This window comes from Ureibacillus aquaedulcis (assembly GCF_030418165.1).
GTDB classification, from domain to species: Bacteria; Bacillota; Bacilli; order Bacillales_A; family Planococcaceae; genus Ureibacillus; species Ureibacillus aquaedulcis.
Genome location: NZ_JAUHTQ010000021.1, coordinates 1 through 20,516, shown reverse-complemented (window position 1 = coordinate 20,516; position 20,516 = coordinate 1). Strand labels below are relative to the sequence as shown.

Annotated in this window: 18 protein-coding genes and 1 other annotated feature; of the genes, 8 read left to right on the top strand and 10 right to left on the bottom strand. The window is 39.7% G+C overall.

Annotated elements, in window-relative coordinates:
* Positions 1–206 precede the first annotated feature (206 nt).
* Together QYB95_RS17880 and QYB95_RS17875 are read right to left on the bottom strand one after the other, a co-directional pair.
* On the bottom strand, positions 207–875 hold the full coding sequence (locus QYB95_RS17880) for a deoxynucleoside kinase (protein ID WP_301139734.1): 669 nt from the start codon (positions 873–875) through the stop codon (positions 207–209).
* A complete protein-coding gene (locus tag QYB95_RS17875) occupies positions 872–1,513 on the bottom strand; it encodes a deoxynucleoside kinase (protein ID WP_301139733.1) in 642 nt (213 codons plus the stop codon). Before QYB95_RS17875 ends, QYB95_RS17880 begins: the two co-directional genes overlap by 4 nt.
* A gap of 223 nt (positions 1,514–1,736) precedes the next feature.
* Here QYB95_RS17875 and tadA point away from each other — a divergent pair, with 223 nt between their 5' ends.
* On the top strand, positions 1,737–2,261 hold the full coding sequence (tadA, locus tag QYB95_RS17870; RefSeq protein WP_301139732.1) for a tRNA adenosine(34) deaminase TadA: 525 nt from the start codon (positions 1,737–1,739) through the stop codon (positions 2,259–2,261).
* Positions 2,251–2,802, top strand: coding sequence for an SF0329 family protein (locus QYB95_RS17865; RefSeq protein WP_301139731.1), 552 nt, complete (start codon positions 2,251–2,253; stop codon positions 2,800–2,802). The genes tadA and QYB95_RS17865 overlap by 11 nt, the downstream gene beginning before the upstream one ends.
* Before the next feature lie 188 nt (positions 2,803–2,990).
* Here QYB95_RS17865 and QYB95_RS17860 read toward each other — a convergent pair whose 3' ends face one another.
* Positions 2,991–4,148, bottom strand: coding sequence for an aminotransferase A (locus tag QYB95_RS17860; protein ID WP_301139730.1), 1,158 nt, complete (start codon positions 4,146–4,148; stop codon positions 2,991–2,993).
* A gap of 332 nt (positions 4,149–4,480) precedes the next feature.
* Here QYB95_RS17860 and QYB95_RS17855 point away from each other — a divergent pair, with 332 nt between their 5' ends.
* A complete protein-coding gene (locus tag QYB95_RS17855; RefSeq protein ID WP_301139729.1) occupies positions 4,481–5,794 on the top strand; it encodes a short-chain fatty acid transporter in 1,314 nt (437 codons plus the stop codon).
* Positions 5,795–5,856: 62 nt separating this feature from the next.
* Here the strand turns inward: QYB95_RS17855 and QYB95_RS17850 are convergent, their stop codons facing one another.
* Entirely contained in the window at positions 5,857–6,840 is a 984-nt protein-coding gene (locus QYB95_RS17850) for an ABC transporter substrate-binding protein (protein WP_301139728.1), read from the bottom strand.
* 155 nt (positions 6,841–6,995) lie between these two features.
* Between QYB95_RS17850 and QYB95_RS17845 the strand changes: the two genes are divergently transcribed.
* Genes QYB95_RS17845 through QYB95_RS17835 form a run of 3 tightly spaced genes read left to right on the top strand, consistent with a single transcriptional unit; the run spans position 6,996 to position 9,830 of the window.
* Complete coding sequence (locus QYB95_RS17845) at positions 6,996–7,994, top strand: FecCD family ABC transporter permease (RefSeq protein ID WP_301139727.1); 999 nt, start codon at positions 6,996–6,998, stop codon at positions 7,992–7,994.
* Positions 7,991–9,040 (top strand): FecCD family ABC transporter permease, encoded by a 1,050-nt coding sequence (locus QYB95_RS17840; protein WP_301139726.1) that lies wholly within the window; start codon positions 7,991–7,993, stop codon positions 9,038–9,040. The genes QYB95_RS17845 and QYB95_RS17840 overlap by 4 nt, the downstream gene beginning before the upstream one ends.
* Before the next feature lie 10 nt (positions 9,041–9,050).
* Positions 9,051–9,830 carry an ABC transporter ATP-binding protein gene (locus QYB95_RS17835; RefSeq protein ID WP_425609225.1) on the top strand — a complete coding sequence of 260 codons (780 nt, stop codon included), beginning with the start codon at positions 9,051–9,053 and terminating at the stop codon, positions 9,828–9,830.
* 30 nt (positions 9,831–9,860) lie between these two features.
* Here the strand turns inward: QYB95_RS17835 and serS are convergent, their stop codons facing one another.
* From serS to pdxS, 3 genes are all read right to left on the bottom strand, one after another.
* Positions 9,861–11,141 (bottom strand): serine--tRNA ligase, encoded by a 1,281-nt coding sequence (serS, locus tag QYB95_RS17830; protein WP_301139725.1) that lies wholly within the window; start codon positions 11,139–11,141, stop codon positions 9,861–9,863.
* A gap of 96 nt (positions 11,142–11,237) precedes the next feature.
* Positions 11,238–11,451, bottom strand: a binding site (T-box leader).
* 46 nt (positions 11,452–11,497) lie between these two features.
* A complete protein-coding gene (pdxT, locus tag QYB95_RS17825) occupies positions 11,498–12,100 on the bottom strand; it encodes a pyridoxal 5'-phosphate synthase glutaminase subunit PdxT (RefSeq protein ID WP_301139724.1) in 603 nt (200 codons plus the stop codon).
* Between the two features lies 1 nt (position 12,101).
* Positions 12,102–12,986 (bottom strand): pyridoxal 5'-phosphate synthase lyase subunit PdxS, encoded by an 885-nt coding sequence (gene pdxS, locus QYB95_RS17820; RefSeq protein WP_301139723.1) that lies wholly within the window; start codon positions 12,984–12,986, stop codon positions 12,102–12,104.
* 107 nt (positions 12,987–13,093) lie between these two features.
* Between pdxS and pdxR the strand changes: the two genes are divergently transcribed.
* Positions 13,094–14,527 (top strand): MocR-like pyridoxine biosynthesis transcription factor PdxR, encoded by a 1,434-nt coding sequence (pdxR, locus tag QYB95_RS17815; protein WP_301139722.1) that lies wholly within the window; start codon positions 13,094–13,096, stop codon positions 14,525–14,527.
* 15 nt (positions 14,528–14,542) lie between these two features.
* On the opposite strand, the gene asnB is transcribed toward pdxR, so the two are convergent.
* The 3 genes from asnB to guaB all read right to left on the bottom strand — a co-directional run bounded on the left by asnB (position 14,543) and on the right by guaB (position 19,628).
* Positions 14,543–16,378: an asparagine synthase (glutamine-hydrolyzing) gene (gene asnB / locus QYB95_RS17810; RefSeq protein WP_301139721.1), complete on the bottom strand. Its 1,836-nt coding sequence runs from the start codon at positions 16,376–16,378 to the stop codon at positions 14,543–14,545.
* Between the two features lie 184 nt (positions 16,379–16,562).
* On the bottom strand, positions 16,563–17,897 hold the full coding sequence (locus QYB95_RS17805; protein ID WP_425609224.1) for a D-alanyl-D-alanine carboxypeptidase family protein: 1,335 nt from the start codon (positions 17,895–17,897) through the stop codon (positions 16,563–16,565).
* A gap of 267 nt (positions 17,898–18,164) precedes the next feature.
* A complete protein-coding gene (gene guaB, locus QYB95_RS17800) occupies positions 18,165–19,628 on the bottom strand; it encodes an IMP dehydrogenase (RefSeq protein WP_301139720.1) in 1,464 nt (487 codons plus the stop codon).
* A 666-nt stretch (positions 19,629–20,294) separates the two neighbouring features.
* Between guaB and QYB95_RS17795 the strand changes: the two genes are divergently transcribed.
* Positions 20,295–20,516: hypothetical protein (locus tag QYB95_RS17795; protein WP_301139719.1), on the top strand; the 222-nt coding region annotated here is incomplete at its 3' end.

The window sequence follows — 20,516 nt, the reverse complement described above, 5'->3', positions numbered from 1 at the left end:
CTTTTTATTTATTATGTTGGATTTTCAGTTATTTATTTAATGATTAAACGGCAACTAAAAAGTGCCTCCTTTTTGATTAGGGAGACACTTTGGCCTATTTATTTTTTTCTTGAAATGCACACTTCTACTTATGTAAGCGGCTTTCGGTGCAGATTTTTAAGGTTCTGCTTTTCTGAACTAGGCTTCTTTAGTTTATGGTGCCTGCACTATTTACGTAAATGACTTGTCTGCTCCAGCATATACGCTATGCGCTCCACGATGCCTTCGATTTGGTCGGGATTTTTCATTAGGTCATAATCATTGATATCTATGCGTAATACCGGGCATGAATTGAAATTGTTGATCCAGTTTTCATACCGGTCATGCATTTCAATCCAATAATCATTTGGCGTTTGCTGTTCCATTTCGCGGCCACGCTCTTGAATACGGCCGATAATATCGTCAATTGGCCCCTCTAAATAGACAAGTAAATCCGGATGCGGGAAATAAGGCGTCATGACCATGGCATCAAACAAATTTGTATATGTTTCGTAATCAGTTGGATTCATTGTCCCTTTGTCATAGTGCATCTTCGCGAAAATGCCTGTATCTTCATAAATGGAACGGTCCTGAATAAAGCCGCCGCCGTATTCGAAAATACGCTTTTGCTCCTTGAAACGTTCTGCCAGGAAGTATATTTGCAAATGGAAGCTCCATTTTTCGAAATCGTCATAGAACTTGTCCAAATATGGGTTTGTATCTACTTTTTCAAATGAAGTACGGAAGTTTAAAGCCTCTGCAAGTGCTTTTGTCATTGTAGACTTTCCGACCCCTACCGTCCCAGCGATCGTAATCACTGTATTGGATGGAATGTTATATTTTTCTCGTAAATTCATTCTATGTGTGAACTCCTTTGTTGTAGCTTTTCTTCTACTAATTTTAATACCTGTTCTAGATCTTTGGGATTTTTTACAAAGTCTATTTTGTCGCCATTCAACTGAATAACCGGGATATCAGGATGCATCAGTTCAAAATGCTGAATGAATTCGTGATAATCAGCCGCTAATTGCTCTATGTAATCTCGCGTAATCATTTTTTCGAATTCTCTTCCGCGCATCGCAATGCGATTCATCAACGTGTCTAAACTGGCATGTAGATAGATCACCATATTAGGACGTGGCATATCTGCTGTTAAAATGTTATAGATGGCCTCATACTTTTCATATTCAGATGGCTTTAATGTACGCTTTGCGAAAATTAAATTTTTGAATACATGATAATCTGCAACGACAGGTGACCCTGTTTCTATAATATGTTTCTGAATATCGCTCAATTGTTTATATCGATTACAAAGGAAGAACATCTCCGTTTGAAAGCTCCACTCATCAATATCTTCATAGAACTTTCCGAGAAACGGGTTTTCATCCACGATTTCTTTTAATAGATGGTATTCAAAGGCGCTGGAAATCGCTTTGGATAATGACGTTTTCCCCACACCAATTGGACCCTCTACTGTAATAAATGGAACAGTCACGAGAAGTCCCTCCTTTAAGTCTAAATTAGTCAATGCTATTCATTTTATCACATGAGCTTGTCGAAAAACAGAGACAGTGATTGAACAAAATAAGGAATAATTATAAACCTTATACAATAGAAAGGAAGAACATCATTTATCTTCTTACAATAATCGACATCATTGTTCAAAAATTCTTTTTTCCATACTGCCGTGGTAAACTATCAAGCAAGGAGAGATGAACGTGGAACTTTTTGAACGAGATCGAAAGTATATGCTTGAAGCAGTGGAAGAAGCAAAAAAGGCACAAGCCCTAGGTGAGGTACCTATTGGTGCGGTTATTGTCTATAAAGATGAGATTATCGGGCGTGCTCATAATTTACGGGAAACCTCGCAAAATGCTGTTACACATGCAGAATTAATGGCGATACAACAAGCCTGTGAAGTAATTGGAAGTTGGCGATTAGAAGAAACAACGCTCTATGTCACATTGGAGCCTTGTCCAATGTGTGCCGGGGCAATTCTTCAATCCCGTGTGCCCCGCGTAGTTTATGGAGCGAGAGATTTAAAGGCCGGCTGTGTTGACTCCTTATACCGCTTGTTAAATGATTCAAGATTTAACCATGAATGCGAAGTAACGGAAGGCGTTTTAGCAGACGAGTGCGGCGAAATGCTGACTAGTTTCTTCCGTGCCATTCGGAAAAGGAAAAAAGCCGAAAAATTAGAGCGAAAACGGTTGGCACATGAGGGAGAGGATCATGCAATTTAGTAAATTAAAGAAGATGGTTGAAGGGTTATTATGTGATTCCTTAAAGAGGCGAGTGGGATTACATGCTGCTGTTTACCGTCATTCTCATGATGATCAAGCCCGGGTGTGGCTTACTTTTGATAAGAGGCAAATTCTGAGCGCTTCGGACCTCTCATTCTCACTAGAGCACTACCATCTGGAGCAAGCGTTGAAAGAACAATACAAATTACAGCCGATTCCATATAACGACGATTGGGAAGTTATGCTGAATTCACCCGAACGAAAAGCATTAATTGCAGCATCCGATCAAGCTGAAGAGGAGCTTGTGGAAGCTGGTGTATGGGGGAGCCGGCATTTCTATCAAGCCCTCTTGAATTATCCAAATCTATCAATTGAAGAAGCTTTGACTTCGGAAAACTCTTTGATTCGAGCCTTTGCGTTATTTGACCGCCGTGTTGGCAAACGCCGTCTTTTAAAAATGGAACATTTCGAACATCCAGTAGAGGGGGAATTTTTTAAAATTCGCTGTGAGGTTGAAGGGCTGAATAATGGACCTAGTTGAATTTCATAGCTACCTCTATCGATACAATTCAGGGGGTGGATTTCTTCCATGTGTCCCTTTAACTACCGCACTGGAAAAAACAGCGTTTATCCCACTGAGATTGTCTTGTTACTTCCTAGCTATAGCCATACTGAAGAGTTAAATTCAAAGGGACCAACCCACTAGGATCAGTCCCTTCCCAATATTTTTTAGTTAAACTTCTCCATAAACTTTTCTAACCGGTCCATGCCCTTTTGCAATACTTCTAGAGGCTGTGCGAAAGACAACCGAATGTAGCCCTCACCAAACTCCGAGAATGCACTTCCTGGAACTGTTGCCAGCTCCTGCTCTTTTAGTAGATTTATACAGAAATCAAAAGAGGTCATATTTGTTTTCTTGATGGACGGGAAGATATAAAATGCTCCAGCTGGTTTTACAACATCAAAACCCATTGCAACTAAACGGTCATATACATAATCGCGACGCACTTTATATTCGTTCTTCATTTCAATTGGATCATTAACTCCGTCCGTTAAAGCTGCTAGTGCCGCATGCTGACTAATGCTTGATGCACAGCTGATATAATAGCCATTTAGCTTCGTCATTTCTTTCGTTAGATAGCTTGGCGCTAATGTATACCCGATTCGCCAGCCCGTCATGGAGTGAGATTTTGAAACACCGTTGATAACGATTGTTTTATGGCGCATACCTTCATAAGAGGCAATGGATTTATGTGTTTTTTCATAAATTAGCTCACTATAGATTTCATCCGAAATAATGAAAATCTCTTTTTCTTTTAAGAGTGCAGCTATTTTTTGCAGTTCGGCCTCTTCAATAATTGTCCCTACTGGATTGCATGGTGATGGAAGAATTACGCATCTTGTTTTATCTGTCATATGCTTTTCGATTAGGTCTGCAGTTAATACAAAATCAGTGGCCGCTGTATCCACACAAACCGGAATGGCTCCGCAAAGCTCAATTAGCGGGATGTAACCTGGATAAGCGGGAGCTGATAGGATCACTTCGCACCCTTCTTCCAAAATCGTTCTTAATGCGATTGTAAGGGCTCCTGATGCTCCATGTGTCACAATAATTTCATCTTGCGGGTTATAAGAAAGTCCATATTGCTTATCGTAAAATGAAGAAATCGCTTTTCGTAATTCGACAATCCCTGCATTTGGTGTATAGGATGTATAATTTTGATCAATCGCAAGCTTTGCTTTTTCTTTCACATGGGCTGGTGTTGGAAAATCCGGTTGGCCGATTGTTAAGTTAATGGCGTTAGGATAATCTACCAGCATGTTCGTAAACTTTCGAATCCCAGAAAGCTCAATTTTTTTTAAGTTTTTATAAATTAAATGTTCCATTCCTTTATCTCCTTCTAGCATACGTTTTATATTATTCGTTAACTTGGCTAGTCGAGAAAATTGCATCTTTTAGCCTTTGTTGAACTTATGGAGAAGAAAGCTTTACATTTTCTTCTCTCCTCAACTATTCGATATTTTCATCTTACAATATTTGAAGAAATATTTTTACACTTTACTACAATAAAATCCCCCCGCTTTTATTCTCTTTCAACTTATTTTCCGTTACGTATTTTTATTATTATCGAAATATTAATCTTCTTGATGACATATTATGCATCGAAAAATACTTTTCTCGTATTTTTCAATATTAGTATGAAAGGAGAAGACGTAGGATGAAAACGTTAACAAGAATATCGAACGCCCTTATGGAAAGATACTTACCGGATCCCTATATATTCGTTGCAATTTTAACGGTACTTGTTTTCCTATTAGGGGTTATTCTGACACCTAGCTCACCACTAGATATGGTTGTTTATTGGGGAGACGGATTCTGGGGATTACTCTCTTTTACAATGCAGATGGTTATTGTATTAGCTGCCGGACATGTATTAGCCAATAGCCCTGTATTTAAGAGATTCCTATCTTCCATTGCAGGCAGGATTAAAAAGCCTTCTAGTGCTATCATTATTGTGTCATTCATTTCGCTAGTAGCTTGTTGGATTAACTGGGGCTTTGGATTAGTTATTGGCGCATTATTTGCAAAGGAAATTGCCCGTCATGTGAAGAAAGTTGATTATCGTTTACTAATTGCAAGTGCGTATTCTGGTTTTATTATTTGGCATGGCGGCTTAGCTGGTTCAATTCCACTTTCGGTTGCGACAGAGGGGCATCCATTTGCGGCGATCATGGGTGTTGTACCAACTTCTGATACGATCTTCACGCCGTATAACTTGTTTATCGTGATTGTAATTGGATTTACACTACCTTTCTTTAATCGTTGGATGTTGCCAAAGGACGAGGATGTAGTGGAGGTAGATCCAGTGTTATTGGTTGAGGAGGAGCAAAAGTTTCCACCTGCTGAAAAAACATTTGCCTCTTGGACTGAGAAAAGTACTTTGTTAACGATTTTAATCGGACTTATTGGCCTTTCCTATTTAATTCACCACTTTGTAACGAAAGGATTTTTACTAGATTTAAATATCGTCAATACCATCTTTATCATACTAGGGATAATTTTGCATGGCACGCCAGAGCGTTTCTTGGCAGCAGCTCAAGCGGCCATTAAAACGACAGCCGGGATTGTGTTCCAATTTCCGTTCTATGCAGGAATTATGGGGATGATGACAGTATCAGGTTTAGCTGGGGTTTTCTCGGAATGGTTTATTAATATTTCAAATGACTTTACATTCTATTTATTTACATTCTATTCTGCCGGATTGGTGAACTTTTTTGTTCCGTCCGGTGGCGGGCAATGGGCAGTACAAGCACCGATTATGTTAGAGGCTGCACAGACGCTTGGAGCGGATTATGCCAAAACGGCAATGGCAATCGCTTGGGGAGATGCCTGGACAAATATGATTCAACCATTTTGGGCATTACCGGCATTGGCAATAGCCGGACTTAAAGCAAAAGATATTATGGGGTTCTGTTTATTCGTACTCATCTTCACCGGCGTGATCATCAGTATCGGTTTTTTATTCTTTTAAGAAAGTAAATAGAACAGGGCTTGCCAACTTAATGGAAGCCCTGCTCTAGTTTAAATGGAAAATTAAGGAGCCAATAATTCCTGAATTTCTTCCAGCATTTTTTGAGCTGCTAAAACACCGCCTGCTGTATTCCAAACAGCATCGCTCACGCTATATGCCTTTCCGTTTTTGACTGCTGATAGGTTTTGCCATAATGGATCAGCCGTCCATTCAGCTTCTGTTGTAGATGCTGAATCATCCCCTGTTGGAAGGTAAGTAAAATGGAATAATAAATCCCCATCCATTTGTGGAATCAATTCTTTACCGACTTCTACCGCCATTTGATTATCTTCAGTGAATAACTCAGCTTGATTTTCCACGCGTTCAAAGCCTAACTCTTTTAAAATAACACCGGAAAAAGAATCAGTGTAGTAAATTCGAGAAGTTCCCGTTAAGAAACGAACGACAGATACAGATTGATTTGTTACATCACCTAGGGCCGTTTTTGTTTCCTGCACCTTAGCATCATAGTTTGCTAACACTTCCTCTCCTTTTTCTGCTTCATTTACCGCTTTAGCATATAAGGAGAAATTATCTTTCCATTGCCCTGTTAAAGTTTCAGCAAAAACAGTTGGGGCAATTTTACTTAAATTTTCATAATCCGCTTCTTGACGTACTTTGTTTCCAATAATTAGATCTGGCTTTAACTTGGCAATCGCTTCTAGATCGATTGCTGTTTCTTGCCCTACTACCTCTACGCCTTCCATTTGATCGGCAATGTGGTCATACCAAGGTTCACCTGACCATGAAGATACTGCACCTACCGGTTTTATGCCTAAAGCAAGTAATGCCTCAGTTCCTTCATTTGTCAGTATGACAATTTTTTCTGGTGTAGCAGGGAGATCTGTAGAACCCATAGCATGCTCCACTGTGTATGCTGTAGACTTTTCCTCTGTCGGTTCAGCACTGTTCGACTCTTCAGTTGTTTTTGAGTCGCTGCAAGCCCCTAGGATACAAACCATCAGCAGAAAGAACATACCGAAGATCTCATTAAATGAACTTTTCATCTTTTTTTCCTCCAATTTGTGTGGTAGTGTATTATTATGGAAAAACAAATGATAATGATTATCATTCTCTAATAGTCTAAATCATATTCGCTGGATTTCCTTATGTCAATACAATATTTGCTAAACTTTAATTATATTTGAAGGACGTTCTTATAATGACAAGTAATTTATTTAAATCAATTCTATTATTGTTGAGTTCAATCCTCACGATTATCGGTATCGTGCTTAGTATCACGTTTGGCTATGCAGATACAAATTTACTTACAACTTGGGAAGCATTTTTCCATTTCAATGCGAGTAATGAACACCTTATTATTCTTGAGCATCGATTGCCTAGGGCACTTATTGCCACCTTTGTTGGAGCCTCCCTCGCTATTGCAGGCGCTTTACTTCAAACAATGACAAAAAATCCTTTAGCCTCACCCGGCATTTTAGGAATCAATGCTGGAGCCGGCTTATTTGTAGTGCTCGCCATGAGTATTTTTCAAATGACAAATCTCTTTAGCTTTACACTAGTTGCGTTTTTAGGTGCAGCGATATCTGCACTTAGTATTTTAGCTATTAGTTCTGTAGGCCATGGTGGGATGACGCCAATAAATTTGACTTTAGCGGGGACTGCTTTGGGGGCATTGTTTTATTCGTTGACACAGGGCTTACTGGCTATCAATGAAGCACAGCTGGACCAAGTATTATTTTGGCTTGCGGGATCTGTACAGGGACGCGATTTACACATGCTATGGATCGTTCTCCCGTTTTTATTGGTTGGATGGTTAATCACTGCGATCAAGATGAAACAACTCAATTTGCTGTCTTTGGGTGAGGATGTTGCAAGGGGCTTGGGATTGAATATATTAAGAACCAAGTTTTTAATCATATTAGTTGTCGTACTACTGGCTGGGGGATCGGTTTCGATTGCAGGTCCTATTAGTTTTATCGGACTCATTACCCCTCATATTGCACGCAAAATAATTGGCACTGAACATCAATGGACTATTCCTTTTGCTGCCATCCTAGGAGCGATATTATTGCTATTTGCAGATATAGGTGCACGTTATATACTCATGCCTCAAGAAGTGCCCGTGGGTGCGATGACCGCCTTTATAGGCACTCCCATCTTTGTATATATAGCAAGAAAGGGATTTAATAAAGGATGAAAAAGCTATTGAACTTACAATCCAGATTTTATTCACAACTAATTGATCTAAGTGCTTTAAAACAGCTTGGAATATTAATAGTTGTAGTTGCTATAACGTTTATTATCAGTTTATCGATAGGTGATTCCTTTATTTCACCGCTAAAGGTAATTTCGATTTTGAGTGGAAATGGTTCTGAATTTGATACATTAATCGTCCAAGAATTTCGAATGCCGCGAATTATTGTCGCTCTATTTGCTGGAATGGGGTTGGCAGTTTCCGGTGCCATTTTACAAGGAATTATAAGGAATCCACTGGCTTCACCAGATGTAATTGGTATTTCAGCAGGGGCGGGCGGAGCAGTTGTTGCATTCCTGGCAATATTCAGTGATACGAATTATTCGTTAACTGTAAGCATGGAATGGATGCCTGTCGCTGCATTTGTGGGTGCTTTGGTTACGGCACTGCTCGTCTATGGTTTATCTTGGACGAATGGTGTAACAGCTACACGATTAGTAATGATCGGCGTAGGGATCGCTGCCTTTATGCAAGCAACCTCAACCGTGCTAATGCTTGCTGGTCCCATTTATCAAGCCAGTAAAGCGAATATATGGATTACAGGAAGTGTTAATAGTGCGACATGGGAACAAGTGAAGATTATTATTCCTGTAATAGCTTGCTTATTCTTCCTATCTTTACTAGTTACACGCCATTTAAATTTACAGCAGTTCGGGGATGATGTAGCAACCAGCCTAGGCCAAGGTGTTCAGAAAACAAGATTGGCCTTGCTGCTTTTATGTACTGCCCTGGTGGGAAGTGCGGTCGCCTTTTCCGGGACAATAGGATTTGTAGGATTAATGGCGCCACATATTGCCCGGAGGTTAGTTGGCTCTTCCTTTGGTTCCCTTATTCCTGTATCAGCTTGTATAGGCGGAATACTGGTAGTTCTTGCCGATACAATTGGACGAAGCATGTTTGGTTCTATAGAGGTTCCAGCAGGGGTATTTACTGCAGCTATTGGAGCACCTTATTTTATCTATCTGTTAATTAAAATGCAAAAAAGGTAGGCTGATAGCAATGATTGAAACAAAACAGCTACAACTAAATTATGGTGAAAAGGTCATTATTGAGCCTTTGGATTTATTTTTGCCTAAAGGAGAAATCACGATCCTCATCGGTTCAAATGGTTGTGGGAAATCTACATTACTCAGATCGATTGCCCGATTATTAAAGCCAAAAAGTGGATCGATTCTTTTAAATGCTGAAGATATTACGAGCCTTTCCGCAAAAGAGACTGCAAAAAAATTATCCATTTTACCACAACAACCGTTGGCACCAGAAGGCTTGACTGTTCTGCAACTAGTGAAGCAAGGACGTTTCCCTTATCAAAATTGGCGAAAGCAATGGTCTAGCGAGGATCAGCAAATTGTTGAACAGGCAATTGCAGCAACTGGCCTAACGGAGTTTAAAGATTGTGAAATTGAAAGCCTTTCCGGTGGACAAAGACAGCGTGCCTGGATTGCAATGACCTTGGCCCAGCAAACAGACATTATTTTACTTGATGAACCCACAACCTACTTAGACCTCACACATCAAATTGAAGTGCTGGATTTGTTGTCAAAGTTGAACCAAGAAGAAAATCGAACAATCGTCATGGTACTGCATGACATCAATTTGGCTTGCCGTTATGCAACGAATATGATTGCCCTCGTTAATAAGGGCATATATGCACAAGGAAAGCCGAAAGAGATCGTTACAGTTAAACTTATTCAAGATGTTTTCCAATTGAAATGTGAAATTATAGAGGACCCTATTTATGGGACACCCATGTGTATTCCCTATGGAAATAGAAAATAGCCAAGCGCATTGTCTTGGCTATTTTTATATTTATTTAGGCGCAATAACTTCCTTACCGCCCATATAAGGTTGTAGCACTTCCGGTATCACTACACTTCCATCAGCTTGTTGGTAATTTTCTAAAAGTGCTGCCACTGTACGGCCGATTGCAAGGCCTGAACCGTTTAATGTGTGTACGTACTCAGGTTTTGCCCCTTGTTCACGGCGGAAACGAATGTTTGCACGGCGCGCCTGGAAATCTTCAAAGTTAGAACAAGAAGAAATTTCGCGGTACATTTCTTGTGTCGGCATCCATACTTCCAGATCATACTTTTTCGCTGCCGTGAAACCAAGGTCTGATGTATTCATTAGTAATTTTCGGTAAGGCAGTCCTAATAATTGAAGGACTTTTTCCGCATGGCCTGTTAATTTTTCCAATTCCTCATAAGAATCTTCCGGTTTTACGAAGCGTACTAATTCTACTTTGTTGAATTGGTGCTGGCGAATTAAACCGCGTGTATCGCGACCTGCCGAACCTGCTTCAGAACGGAAATTACAGCTATAAGCAGCAAATCCTTTTGGCAGAATTTCACCATCGATGATTTCATCACGATAGAAATTTGTTACAGGCACTTCAGCAGTTGGAATCATGAAGTAATCTGTATCCACTAATTTGAATACATCCTCTTCGAACTTCGGTAATTGACCTGTACCTGTTAAGCTATCACGGTTAACGATTACTGGCGGCAACATTTCTTCATAGCCATGTTCCTCAGCATGTAAATCCATCATGAAACTCATTAAAGCACGTTCTAAGCGAGCCCCTAAGCCACGGTAGAATACAAAACGGCTGCCCGTTACTTTACCAGCACGTTCAAAATCGACAATTTGCAGATCCGTTGCAAGGTCCCAGTGTGGTTTTGCTTCAAAATCGAAAATTGGAAGTTCACCCCACTTAAGTACTTCCACATTATCATCTTCTGTTTCCCCAACAGGAACAGACTCATGTGGAATGTTTGGTAAACGCATCATCATATAGTCGAATTTTTCTTCCACTTCACGAAGCTCGTTATCCAGTTGCTTAATTTCGTCTCCCACTTCACGCATGCGGGCAATGACTTCATCCGCATTTTCTTTGTTGCGTTTCATCACTGAAATTTGTTCAGACACTTTATTGCGTTCTGCTTTTAACACTTCTGTTTTTGCGATTAATTCACGGCGTTTTGCATCTAATTCTTCAAATTCATCAATATTCCCTAAATCTTCATTACGTGTTAGAAGAACTTTTTTTACTTCTGCATAATTATCACGGACACGTCTAATATCTAGCATGTTGATTCCTCCATTTTTCTAATTTATTGATACCATTGTTACTCCATCCACTTCACCGTACTAGAGAAAGAGAACACAAAAAAGCCCTCATCCCCATAAAGGGACGAGAGCTACCCGCGTTGCCACCCTAATTGATTAGAACGCATTCTAATCCACTTATCTCATAACGGCTTTTCAACCGGCAAAAGCCTACTGCGAATTCAGCTTAAGCAGCTCAAGGACGGATTCACAAGTGTTTTTATCAGCTTTCACCACCCGCTGACTCTCTAAAAAAAACTTGCTTGTTACTACTTCCTATCATCGATGTTATCAATATCCCATTCGCGGTTTTCGCGAATTAAATTACCCATAATGTACTATATGCTGTTCGATTTTGCAAGTGTATACGGATGAAATTCTTTCGCCATATTAATAAAATATTCCATCAGACGTGTATCAGTCGTTAATTCTGGATGAAACGAACATCCTAAATATTGCCCTTCTTTCGCTAAAACTATACGTCCATCATATTGGGCCAAGATTTCAACATCAGGACCAACCGAAACGATATGAGGGGCTCTGATAAATACCGCTGGAATGGCGTCGCCGATCTGATCTGCCGAGATTTTCACTTCAAAACTGTCGACCTGTCTGCCAAATGAATTGCGCTCTATTACAACATCCATTAGTTTTAAATGTGCTTCATCCTTACCGACGATTTCTTTTGCCAACAAAATAAGTCCAGCACACGTTCCAAACATGGGTATTCCTAGCTGGGCTAAGGTACGGATTGGGTTCAGCAATTGATAACGGTCCAATAATTTCCGCATTGTTGTGCTTTCTCCACCAGGTAGTACCAATCCATTTAATCCAGAGAGATCATTCAAGGATTTGACTTCGATGGCTTCACACCCCAGCGATTGAATCTGTTGAATATGCTCTCTGACGGCTCCTTGTAAAGCAAGAACTCCTATCCTCATCTTACCAGCCTCGTTCCTGCATGCGCTCATTTTCCGGAAGTGTTGAAATATCAATACCTTTCATTGGGCTGCCAAGTTCTTTTGAGATTTCGGCGATTAATTTATAATCCTTGTAATGAGTTGTTGCTTCCACAATGGCACGGGCAAACTTTTCAGGGTTATCGGATTTAAAAATACCCGAGCCAACAAAAACTCCATCTGCCCCTAATTCCATCATTAGTGCAGCGTCTGCAGGTGTAGCAACGCCACCAGCGGCGAAATTGACCACGGGAAGACGTCCTAATTTCTTAATTTCAACCAACAATTCATATGGTGCGCCTAGTACTTTGGCTTCCGTCATAAGTTCATCTAGATTCATGCCGACAACACGACGAACTTGTGCATTAACTTTTCGGATATGTCTTACAGCCTCAACGATATTGCCTGTACCTGGCTCACCTTTTGTACGAAGCATGGAAGCGCCTTCCCCAATACGACGGGCCGCTTCACCAAGATCCCGGCAACCACACACAAACGGTACGGTATATTCACTTTTTAGTAAGTGGAATTCCTCATCAGCGGGAGTTAATACTTCACTTTCATCAATATAATCCACACCCATTGATTCAAGTACACGAGCTTCCACAATATGTCCAATTCGGGCCTTTGCCATAACCGGAATGGATACAGCATTCATCACCTCTTCTACAATGCGGGGGTCAGCCATTCGTGCCACGCCGCCAGCTTTTCGAATATCTGATGGTACACGTTCCAAAGCCATGACTGCGACTGCCCCTGCCGCTTCAGCAATTTTCGCTTGCTCTGCATTAATCACGTCCATGATGACGCCACCTTTTTGCATTTCTGCCATCCCACGTTTTACTGTTTCTGTTCCAAGTAGTTTCATGTAAAATTTCCCTCCAATATCCTATTGAAGTAAAGTATAATGGAAGTTGACCATATAGAAAGAGTCAATTTATTATAATTTCATAAGGTCACATAGGAGGAAATGCCATGGATATGCTGATTTTCGAGTTAGAAAAAAATAGCAAAAAACCTTTATATGAACAACTCTATGTAGGAATGAAGGATGCCATCATTACAAAACAAATCGAAGTCGGTACAAAATTGCCCTCCAAAAGGAAACTTGCCGACTTTTTAAATATTAGCCAAACAACAGTGGAGATTGCATATGGACAGCTGCTGGCAGAGGGCTATATCGTTTCGAAGCCACGGATAGGATTCTTCGTGGAAGAAATTGATGAACTTCCCTTTATTGAAAGCAAGTCGCCTAAAAAAGTAATTGAAACTCGCTACAGTGCACCCGAGCCATATCAATATAACTTTCATCCCGGAAAAATAGATACAGAATCCTTCCCTTTTGCTATTTGGAGGAAATATGCAAAGGATCTATTTGATTATCCTTCAAAAGAATATCTCCAAGTAGGCGAACCGCAAGGGGAATATGAGCTTCGTTTAGAAATTGCGAACTATTTATATCAATCCAGGGGAATTATATGTACCCCTGAGCAAATTGTCATTGGATCTGGAACTGAGCAATTATTGCCGATGATTTTAAGATTGATTGAAACGAATTCTAAAATAGCCCTCGAAAATCCAGGTTATTCCGCGATTCCAAGAATTCATTTAAAAAACAAAGCCGTTCCTATTGCTGTAGATGAAGACGGGCTAATTGTAGATGAACTAGAAAAAACCGATGCCAATATTGTCTACATCACTCCTTCTCACCAATTCCCTACCGGAGCCGTGTTATCAGCTGCCCGAAGAACACAACTTTTGAACTGGGCATCAAAAGCAGTTAATCGGTATATCATCGAGGATGATTATGATAGTGAATTCCGCTATATCGGAAAACCAATTCCAGCCTTGCAGGGGATGGACCAAAATGATAAGGTCATTTATCTAAGTACTTTTACAAAATCATTAATGCCCTCTTTACGTGTAGCTTATTTTGTTTTACCGCCGGCACTTTTGCCATCATACAAAGAAATCTTTAGTTATTACTCTGCGACTGTTCCAAGATTTGATCAACATCTATTGGCGAATTTCATGAAAGATGGCCACTTTTCGAAGCACTTGAATCGTATGCGGAAAATTTACCGTAAAAAGCATGATAGGCTAACAAATACTTTAACAAGCTCCTACCCTTCTATCAGGATTGCCGGGGACCATGCCGGTATGCATATATTAATATCGGTACCGTTAAACAAATCAGAATATGAGTTAAAGCAGCTTGCAAATAAAGCTGGAATTGCTGTTTATCCTGTAACTGACTACTTACTCAAATCAATCAAATATGAACGACCGACATTTCTGTTGGGATTTGGCGGTGTAGCACTTGAAGATCTCGAACCTGCAATTCACAAACTCATGGCTTGTTGGGGGATTAATAAAGGCCAAAAAAAGGGGAAATCTCATGAGTATTGAGACTCCCCCTTTTTCTTATTGTTCTAGTAGCTCGATATTATACTTTTCAAACCAGCGATCGATTTGCACTAAGTATGCGAGCAGCTGAGGTCCAGCCATCAGTTGACCAAACCACGGTACTTTAAAGGATGATCCGCCCGTTGAAACAAGTTGCTCTAGTTGGTCTTTTTCAAATAGCTCGTGCAGTATCGATTCTTTCCTTTGTAGTGTACTGCCCAATAACTCTTTCACACCATTTGTGTATGCAGGATGATATGTTTTTGGGTATGGATTCTTCTTGCGATATAATACTTCTTCTGGTAAAAGACCTTCGACCGCCTTTCGTAAAAGCCCCTTCTCCATATTTCCCACATTTTTCATTTCCCACGGAATATTCCATAGATATTCAACAATCCGGTGATCTGCAAATGGAACACGAACTTCCAAACTTGCTCCCATACTCATGCGGTCTTTACGTTCCAATAATGTCTGCATGAAATATCGCATATTTAAATAAAAGAGTTCACGTTGCTTTGCTGCTTTTGGATCTTCACCTTCTAGTTTAGGTGAATCTTTTACAGCTTCCTCAAATGCATGCTTCATAAAGTCCTTTAATTGTAGTTTGGACGTCCATTCTTTTCTCAAGAATCCTTCCCGTTCATCGGCCGAGCGAATCCACGGGAAAAGCTCATAATCTCGATGGAACCATGGATATCCTCCAAACACTTCATCTGCACACTCACCCGATAATGCCACTGTATATCCTTCCTTAATAACGCGACAAGCAACCAGCAGTGAACTATCGATATCGACCATACCAGGTAAGTCACGCACCAGCATTGCCTCTTCCAAATAGTCCACAATATCTCTTTGAGAAAGAACGATATCAAAATGATTTGTCTGAAATTCTTGCGTCATCTTATTAATCCAGTAGCTGTCTTGGGATGTTTGAAAATCGTTTTTTTCAAAGAATTCTTCGTTACCCTCATAATCTATGGAGTAGGTTTGCAATGTACGTCCTTCTTGATTGTACGAATTTGCTGCAATGGCCGTAATGATACTTGAATCCAAACCACCGGATAAAAATGTACATAGCGGTACATCTGATACAAGCTGACGCTTAATCGCGTCTGTCACCAGATAACGGACTTGCTCTACTGTTTCTTCAAAGGAATGTTCATGCTTTTCACTTTTTACGTTCCAGTAACGCCATATTTTCAAGCCCTCTTTAGAGAATTTCATCGCATTCCCTGGCTCCAGCTCTTCTATCCCTTTATAAACACCATTTCCTGGTACTCTTGATGGTCCAATACTTAATAATGCTGAAAGCCCCTTGCGATCGATTTGAGGGGTTATTTGAGGATTGGCCAGTATGGCCTTGATTTCAGAACCAAATAATAAAGAACCTTCTTTTAATGCGTAAAAGAAAGGCTTAACCCCTAAACGGTCACGGAAGGCATATAACGTCTCCTCTTGTTGATCCCAAACTGCAAATGCATAGATTCCATTCAAATACTCGACACATTGCTCCCTCCACTCAATGAATGAAGCTAGCAACACTTCCGTATCTGATGTTGTAGAAAAGCTGTATCCGCGCTGTAAAAGCTCTTGGCGAATTTCTTCTGTATTATAAAGTTCTCCATTATACACCATGCAATACGATTTGTTTTGATGTGTTTTGATCATGGGCTGCTTTCCGCCAACCAAATCAATTACAGCTAGACGACGATGCCCTAATAGCGCATGTGTGCTGGACCAAATATTGCCTTCATCCGGGCCTCTCTTACTCAAAGTTTCTGTCATATCCTTCATAATTGACACTTGATTTTGCAAAGATCGTGTATAATCAATCCAACCTGTTATTCCGCACACTTCTATCACGCTCCTTCACCAACTAGCTTATGAAAGAGTTGGGCGAGGTTGTCTTGTCCAAGAAAAAAAAGAGTGTGACAGATTCAATAGCAACCAGCACAATGCTTAGTCTTTTGCGGTTGTTTGCGCTTTCTTGAACAACAAAAAACTGCTCTATGAGTTTTCATCATAGAACAGCTTGAAATTAGAACAATCCACCAACAAATCCTGTAATTCCATCCCATACATTTCCGAAGAAGCTGCCTACTCCTTGGAAGAATAGGGATACAAATCCAGCACGTTCGACACTATTTGTTGTCACGACATCCGTTGAAAAATCTTTGCCATCGATAAATCCATAATCTTCACCTTCAGTTTTTTCGATGACGACTTTACCGACAACCGCCCCTTTTTCAACTCCTGCTTCGAGGGATTTCTTGTCCAGTTCCAATTTAGGAACATATAAATCTTTTTCATTTGTTTTTACTACTAGAGAAATCGGCTCTTTTACTGCAATATCAACATTATCTTCTTTCCCTTTTGTAACGGCAAGTGTTTCATTGCCTTCGAAGACATAGTTGCTTGGAACAATTTCTTGTTTTGTAAATTGCTCAAAACCATAGTTGAATAACTTTGCAGCTGCATCAAAACGGGCAGTCCGTACACTATTTCCTTTTGAATCTTTCGCATTCATTACAACCGCGATTAAGCGAGTTCCATTACGCTCCGCAGTTCCAGTGAAACATTGGCCTGCTAAAAGTGTTGAACCTGTTTTTAAACCGTCCACACCCTGATATTCACTTACTAAACCTGGCAGCATCCAGTTCCAGTTAGCCATTTCAATTTGGTCGTCTGTGCCTTCACGGAAAGTTTTCTTTGGAATACTAGAAGTCTCCAATACTTCCGGGTGATCTTTTAAAAGATGGTAAGCAAGCTTTGCTACAGATCGTGCTGGCATCACGTTTTCATCTTCAGCCCCAGTGCCTTCAGGGTGCATGCCAAAAAGATCCGCATTATTTAAACCAGTTGCATTTACAAAACTATAACCTTCCAGACCAATTTCTTTTGCTTTTTCATTCATCAGTTTGACGAATTCTGTTTCAGACCCCGCAATTGTTTCGGCAATCCCTACTGTTGCAGCATTTGCTGAATAGATTGCCATTGCTTCATATAACTCTTGAATTGAGTATGTTCCATCTCTTCTTAAAGGTACATTGCTTAAAGCACGGTCTTGCGACATTTTATATGTATATTCGGTAACATGGTATTGTTGATCCCAAGTTATTGTTCCTTCTTTAATGGCATCTAGCAGGATATACTCAGACATCATTTTCGACATACTCGCAATTCCTAAAGAAGTGTCTGCGTTTTGTTCATATAAAATCTTCCCTGTATCTGCGTCAATCAAAATCGCTGCATCCACGTTTATGCCTAAATCTGTTTCCGCACTTGCACTTGGTATAGCTGAAACAAAAGTGCTTAATAACAGAATAGGAATCATCAACAGGCTAAACCACGATGCTTTCTTAGCTGTTTTCACTAAAAATACCTCCAATTTATTTTTTACTTTACTTTCGTCATTTTATCATAGAACTTGCAAGAAAAATATTACGTTTACAATAGAAAATCATGGTTAAACGTTTTATTTTAATAAATTTAGGGAATTAGTAGAAATACTATCCATAAAACGATTGTATCCCCAATAAATTCACTCATTATAGATTTGCGTTCTACTTGGATAGAGAAAAAAAGCACACTTCTAACATCAAATGCTGACGTTAAAAGTATGCTTGAGGTTCCCAATCTACTATAGTGAATAGTTAGGCGCTTCTTTTGTAATTTGAACATCATGTGGATGTGATTCACGAAGACCTGCACCTGTCATACGAATAAATTGTGAATTCTCACGAAGACTTTCCAGGCTTGGCGCCCCGCAATAACCCATACCAGCACGGATACCACCAAGTAACTGATGAATTGTATCAGTTAGAGGTCCTTTATATGGTAGACGTCCTTCGATTCCTTCTGGTACAAGTTTTTTCGCATCTTCCTGGAAGTAGCGATCTTTAGAACCTTTTTCCATCGCTGCTAATGAACCCATACCGCGGTAAACTTTAAAGCGTCGACCTTGGAAGATTTCCGTTTCACCTGGTGATTCTGAAGTACCTGCTAGTAAAGAACCAAGCATAACAACATGTCCACCGGCAGCCAATGCTTTTACGATATCCCCGGAATATTTAATACCACCATCTGCTATAATTGTTTTGCCCATTTCTCTGGCAACCGTTGCACAATCATAAACTGCAGTGATTTGTGGTACACCAACACCAGCTACTACACGAGTAGTACAAATCGATCCTGGTCCGATTCCGACTTTAACTACATCTGCACCCGCTTCGTATAAAGCGCGAGTAGCTTCTCCAGTTGCTACATTCCCTGCAATAATCTCTAATTCAGGGAAGGCTTCACGAATTTGCTTTACCGTTTGAATTACTCCTTGTGAATGGCCGTGAGCTGTATCAATTACAATAATATCAACTTGTGCTTCTACAAGCTTTGATACACGTTGCATTGTATCAGTTGAAACGCCAACTGCCGCTCCTACCAACAAACGCCCTAATCCATCTTTCGCAGCATTTGGGAACTCAATTACTTTTTCGATATCTTTAATTGTAATTAACCCCGTTAGCTTACCGTTCTCATCAACGATAGGAAGTTTTTCAATTTTATATTGTTGAAGGATCTTTTCAGCTTCCTCTAAAGTCGTTCCTACTGGAGCTGTAATCAACTCTTCCTTTGTCATAACATCATCAATTTTTAATGAATAATCTGAAATGAAACGCATGTCACGATTTGTGATTATTCCAACTAATGTTAAGTCTTCTTCATTATTTACAATTGGGACACCAGAAATGCGATATTTACCCATTAAGTGCTCAGCGTCAAATACTTGATGCGTTGGAGTTAAGAAAAACGGATTCGTAATGACACCATTTTCAGATCGCTTAACTTTTTCAACTTCTTCAGCTTGTTCTTCAATACTCATATTTTTATGGATTATTCCGATACCACCCTGACGAGCCATAGCAATAGCCATTTTGGATTCAGTTACCGTATCCATCCCTGCACTGATAATCGGGATATTCAATTTAATCTTTGGAGTTAATTGTGAAGATAAGTCAACCGTTTTTGGTAATACTTCTGAATGCGCTGGTACTAATAAAACATCATCAAATGTTAAGCCTTCTTTGGCAAATTTCGTTTCCCACATTTCGTAAATGCCTCCATTTTCTTAAAGAATATTAATTGTAAGATTAACAACATGGAATCTAAGTGTCAAGAACACTTTAAAAGAAAGATTATTCGGATAATTCTATTATATCTATGTCCTAAGTTTTCATTTAATGTATCACCAAATAGATCCTATGAGCAACTTGATTTAGTATTTACTTCTCAACGAGAATTATTGACTCGAATAGGAAATATAAGAATATCCAAATATATGTAAACGCATTCAACTAACTTAAATGAAGTTTCCCTTTAATAATTTCATTTTCTAGTGAATTGGAAACTTAATTCATTTTTACAAATTATTTTAATTAATATGATTGTTTTCGCAAGTGTGCTGTTAACAAACATCCCTAATTTCCAATAGTATTGTCTGTCGGTGCTGCTTTTCAAGATATTCTCCATAAACTAAAACCTCTATTGATCAATGCAAGATAAGGCAGCGATATTTTATTACTTCCTCATCTCTATTAATGAATCATGCGTGTTCTTTAAGAATTTTAAAACTAATCTTTCTAAAATTAAGAGCAGGAGAGATTTTATGTTAATCAAGGCATATAGGAAGGTTCGAAGAAAGTTAATGAGCAGACGGTAGCAATGCGGCTGCTTTTACAACGTTTTGGTGCTAGCAAGGGGGGAAGCGGTAGCAATGAATCTGTTTATACGACGAGTTACGGCAAGCGAAGGCGTAAACAGTAGCAATGCGATGAGAGTATTAGGACGATTCAAAAAGAAAATGGCATCAAATGATAGCAATGAAGTCTTCCACTTTCACAGGGGTGCATCCGTGTTCCCGGCTGGCCAACTCTCGGTTTCTATAGTTGATGGTTTTCTTATAATAAAAAAACCACTGAATACTCAGTGGTTTGCG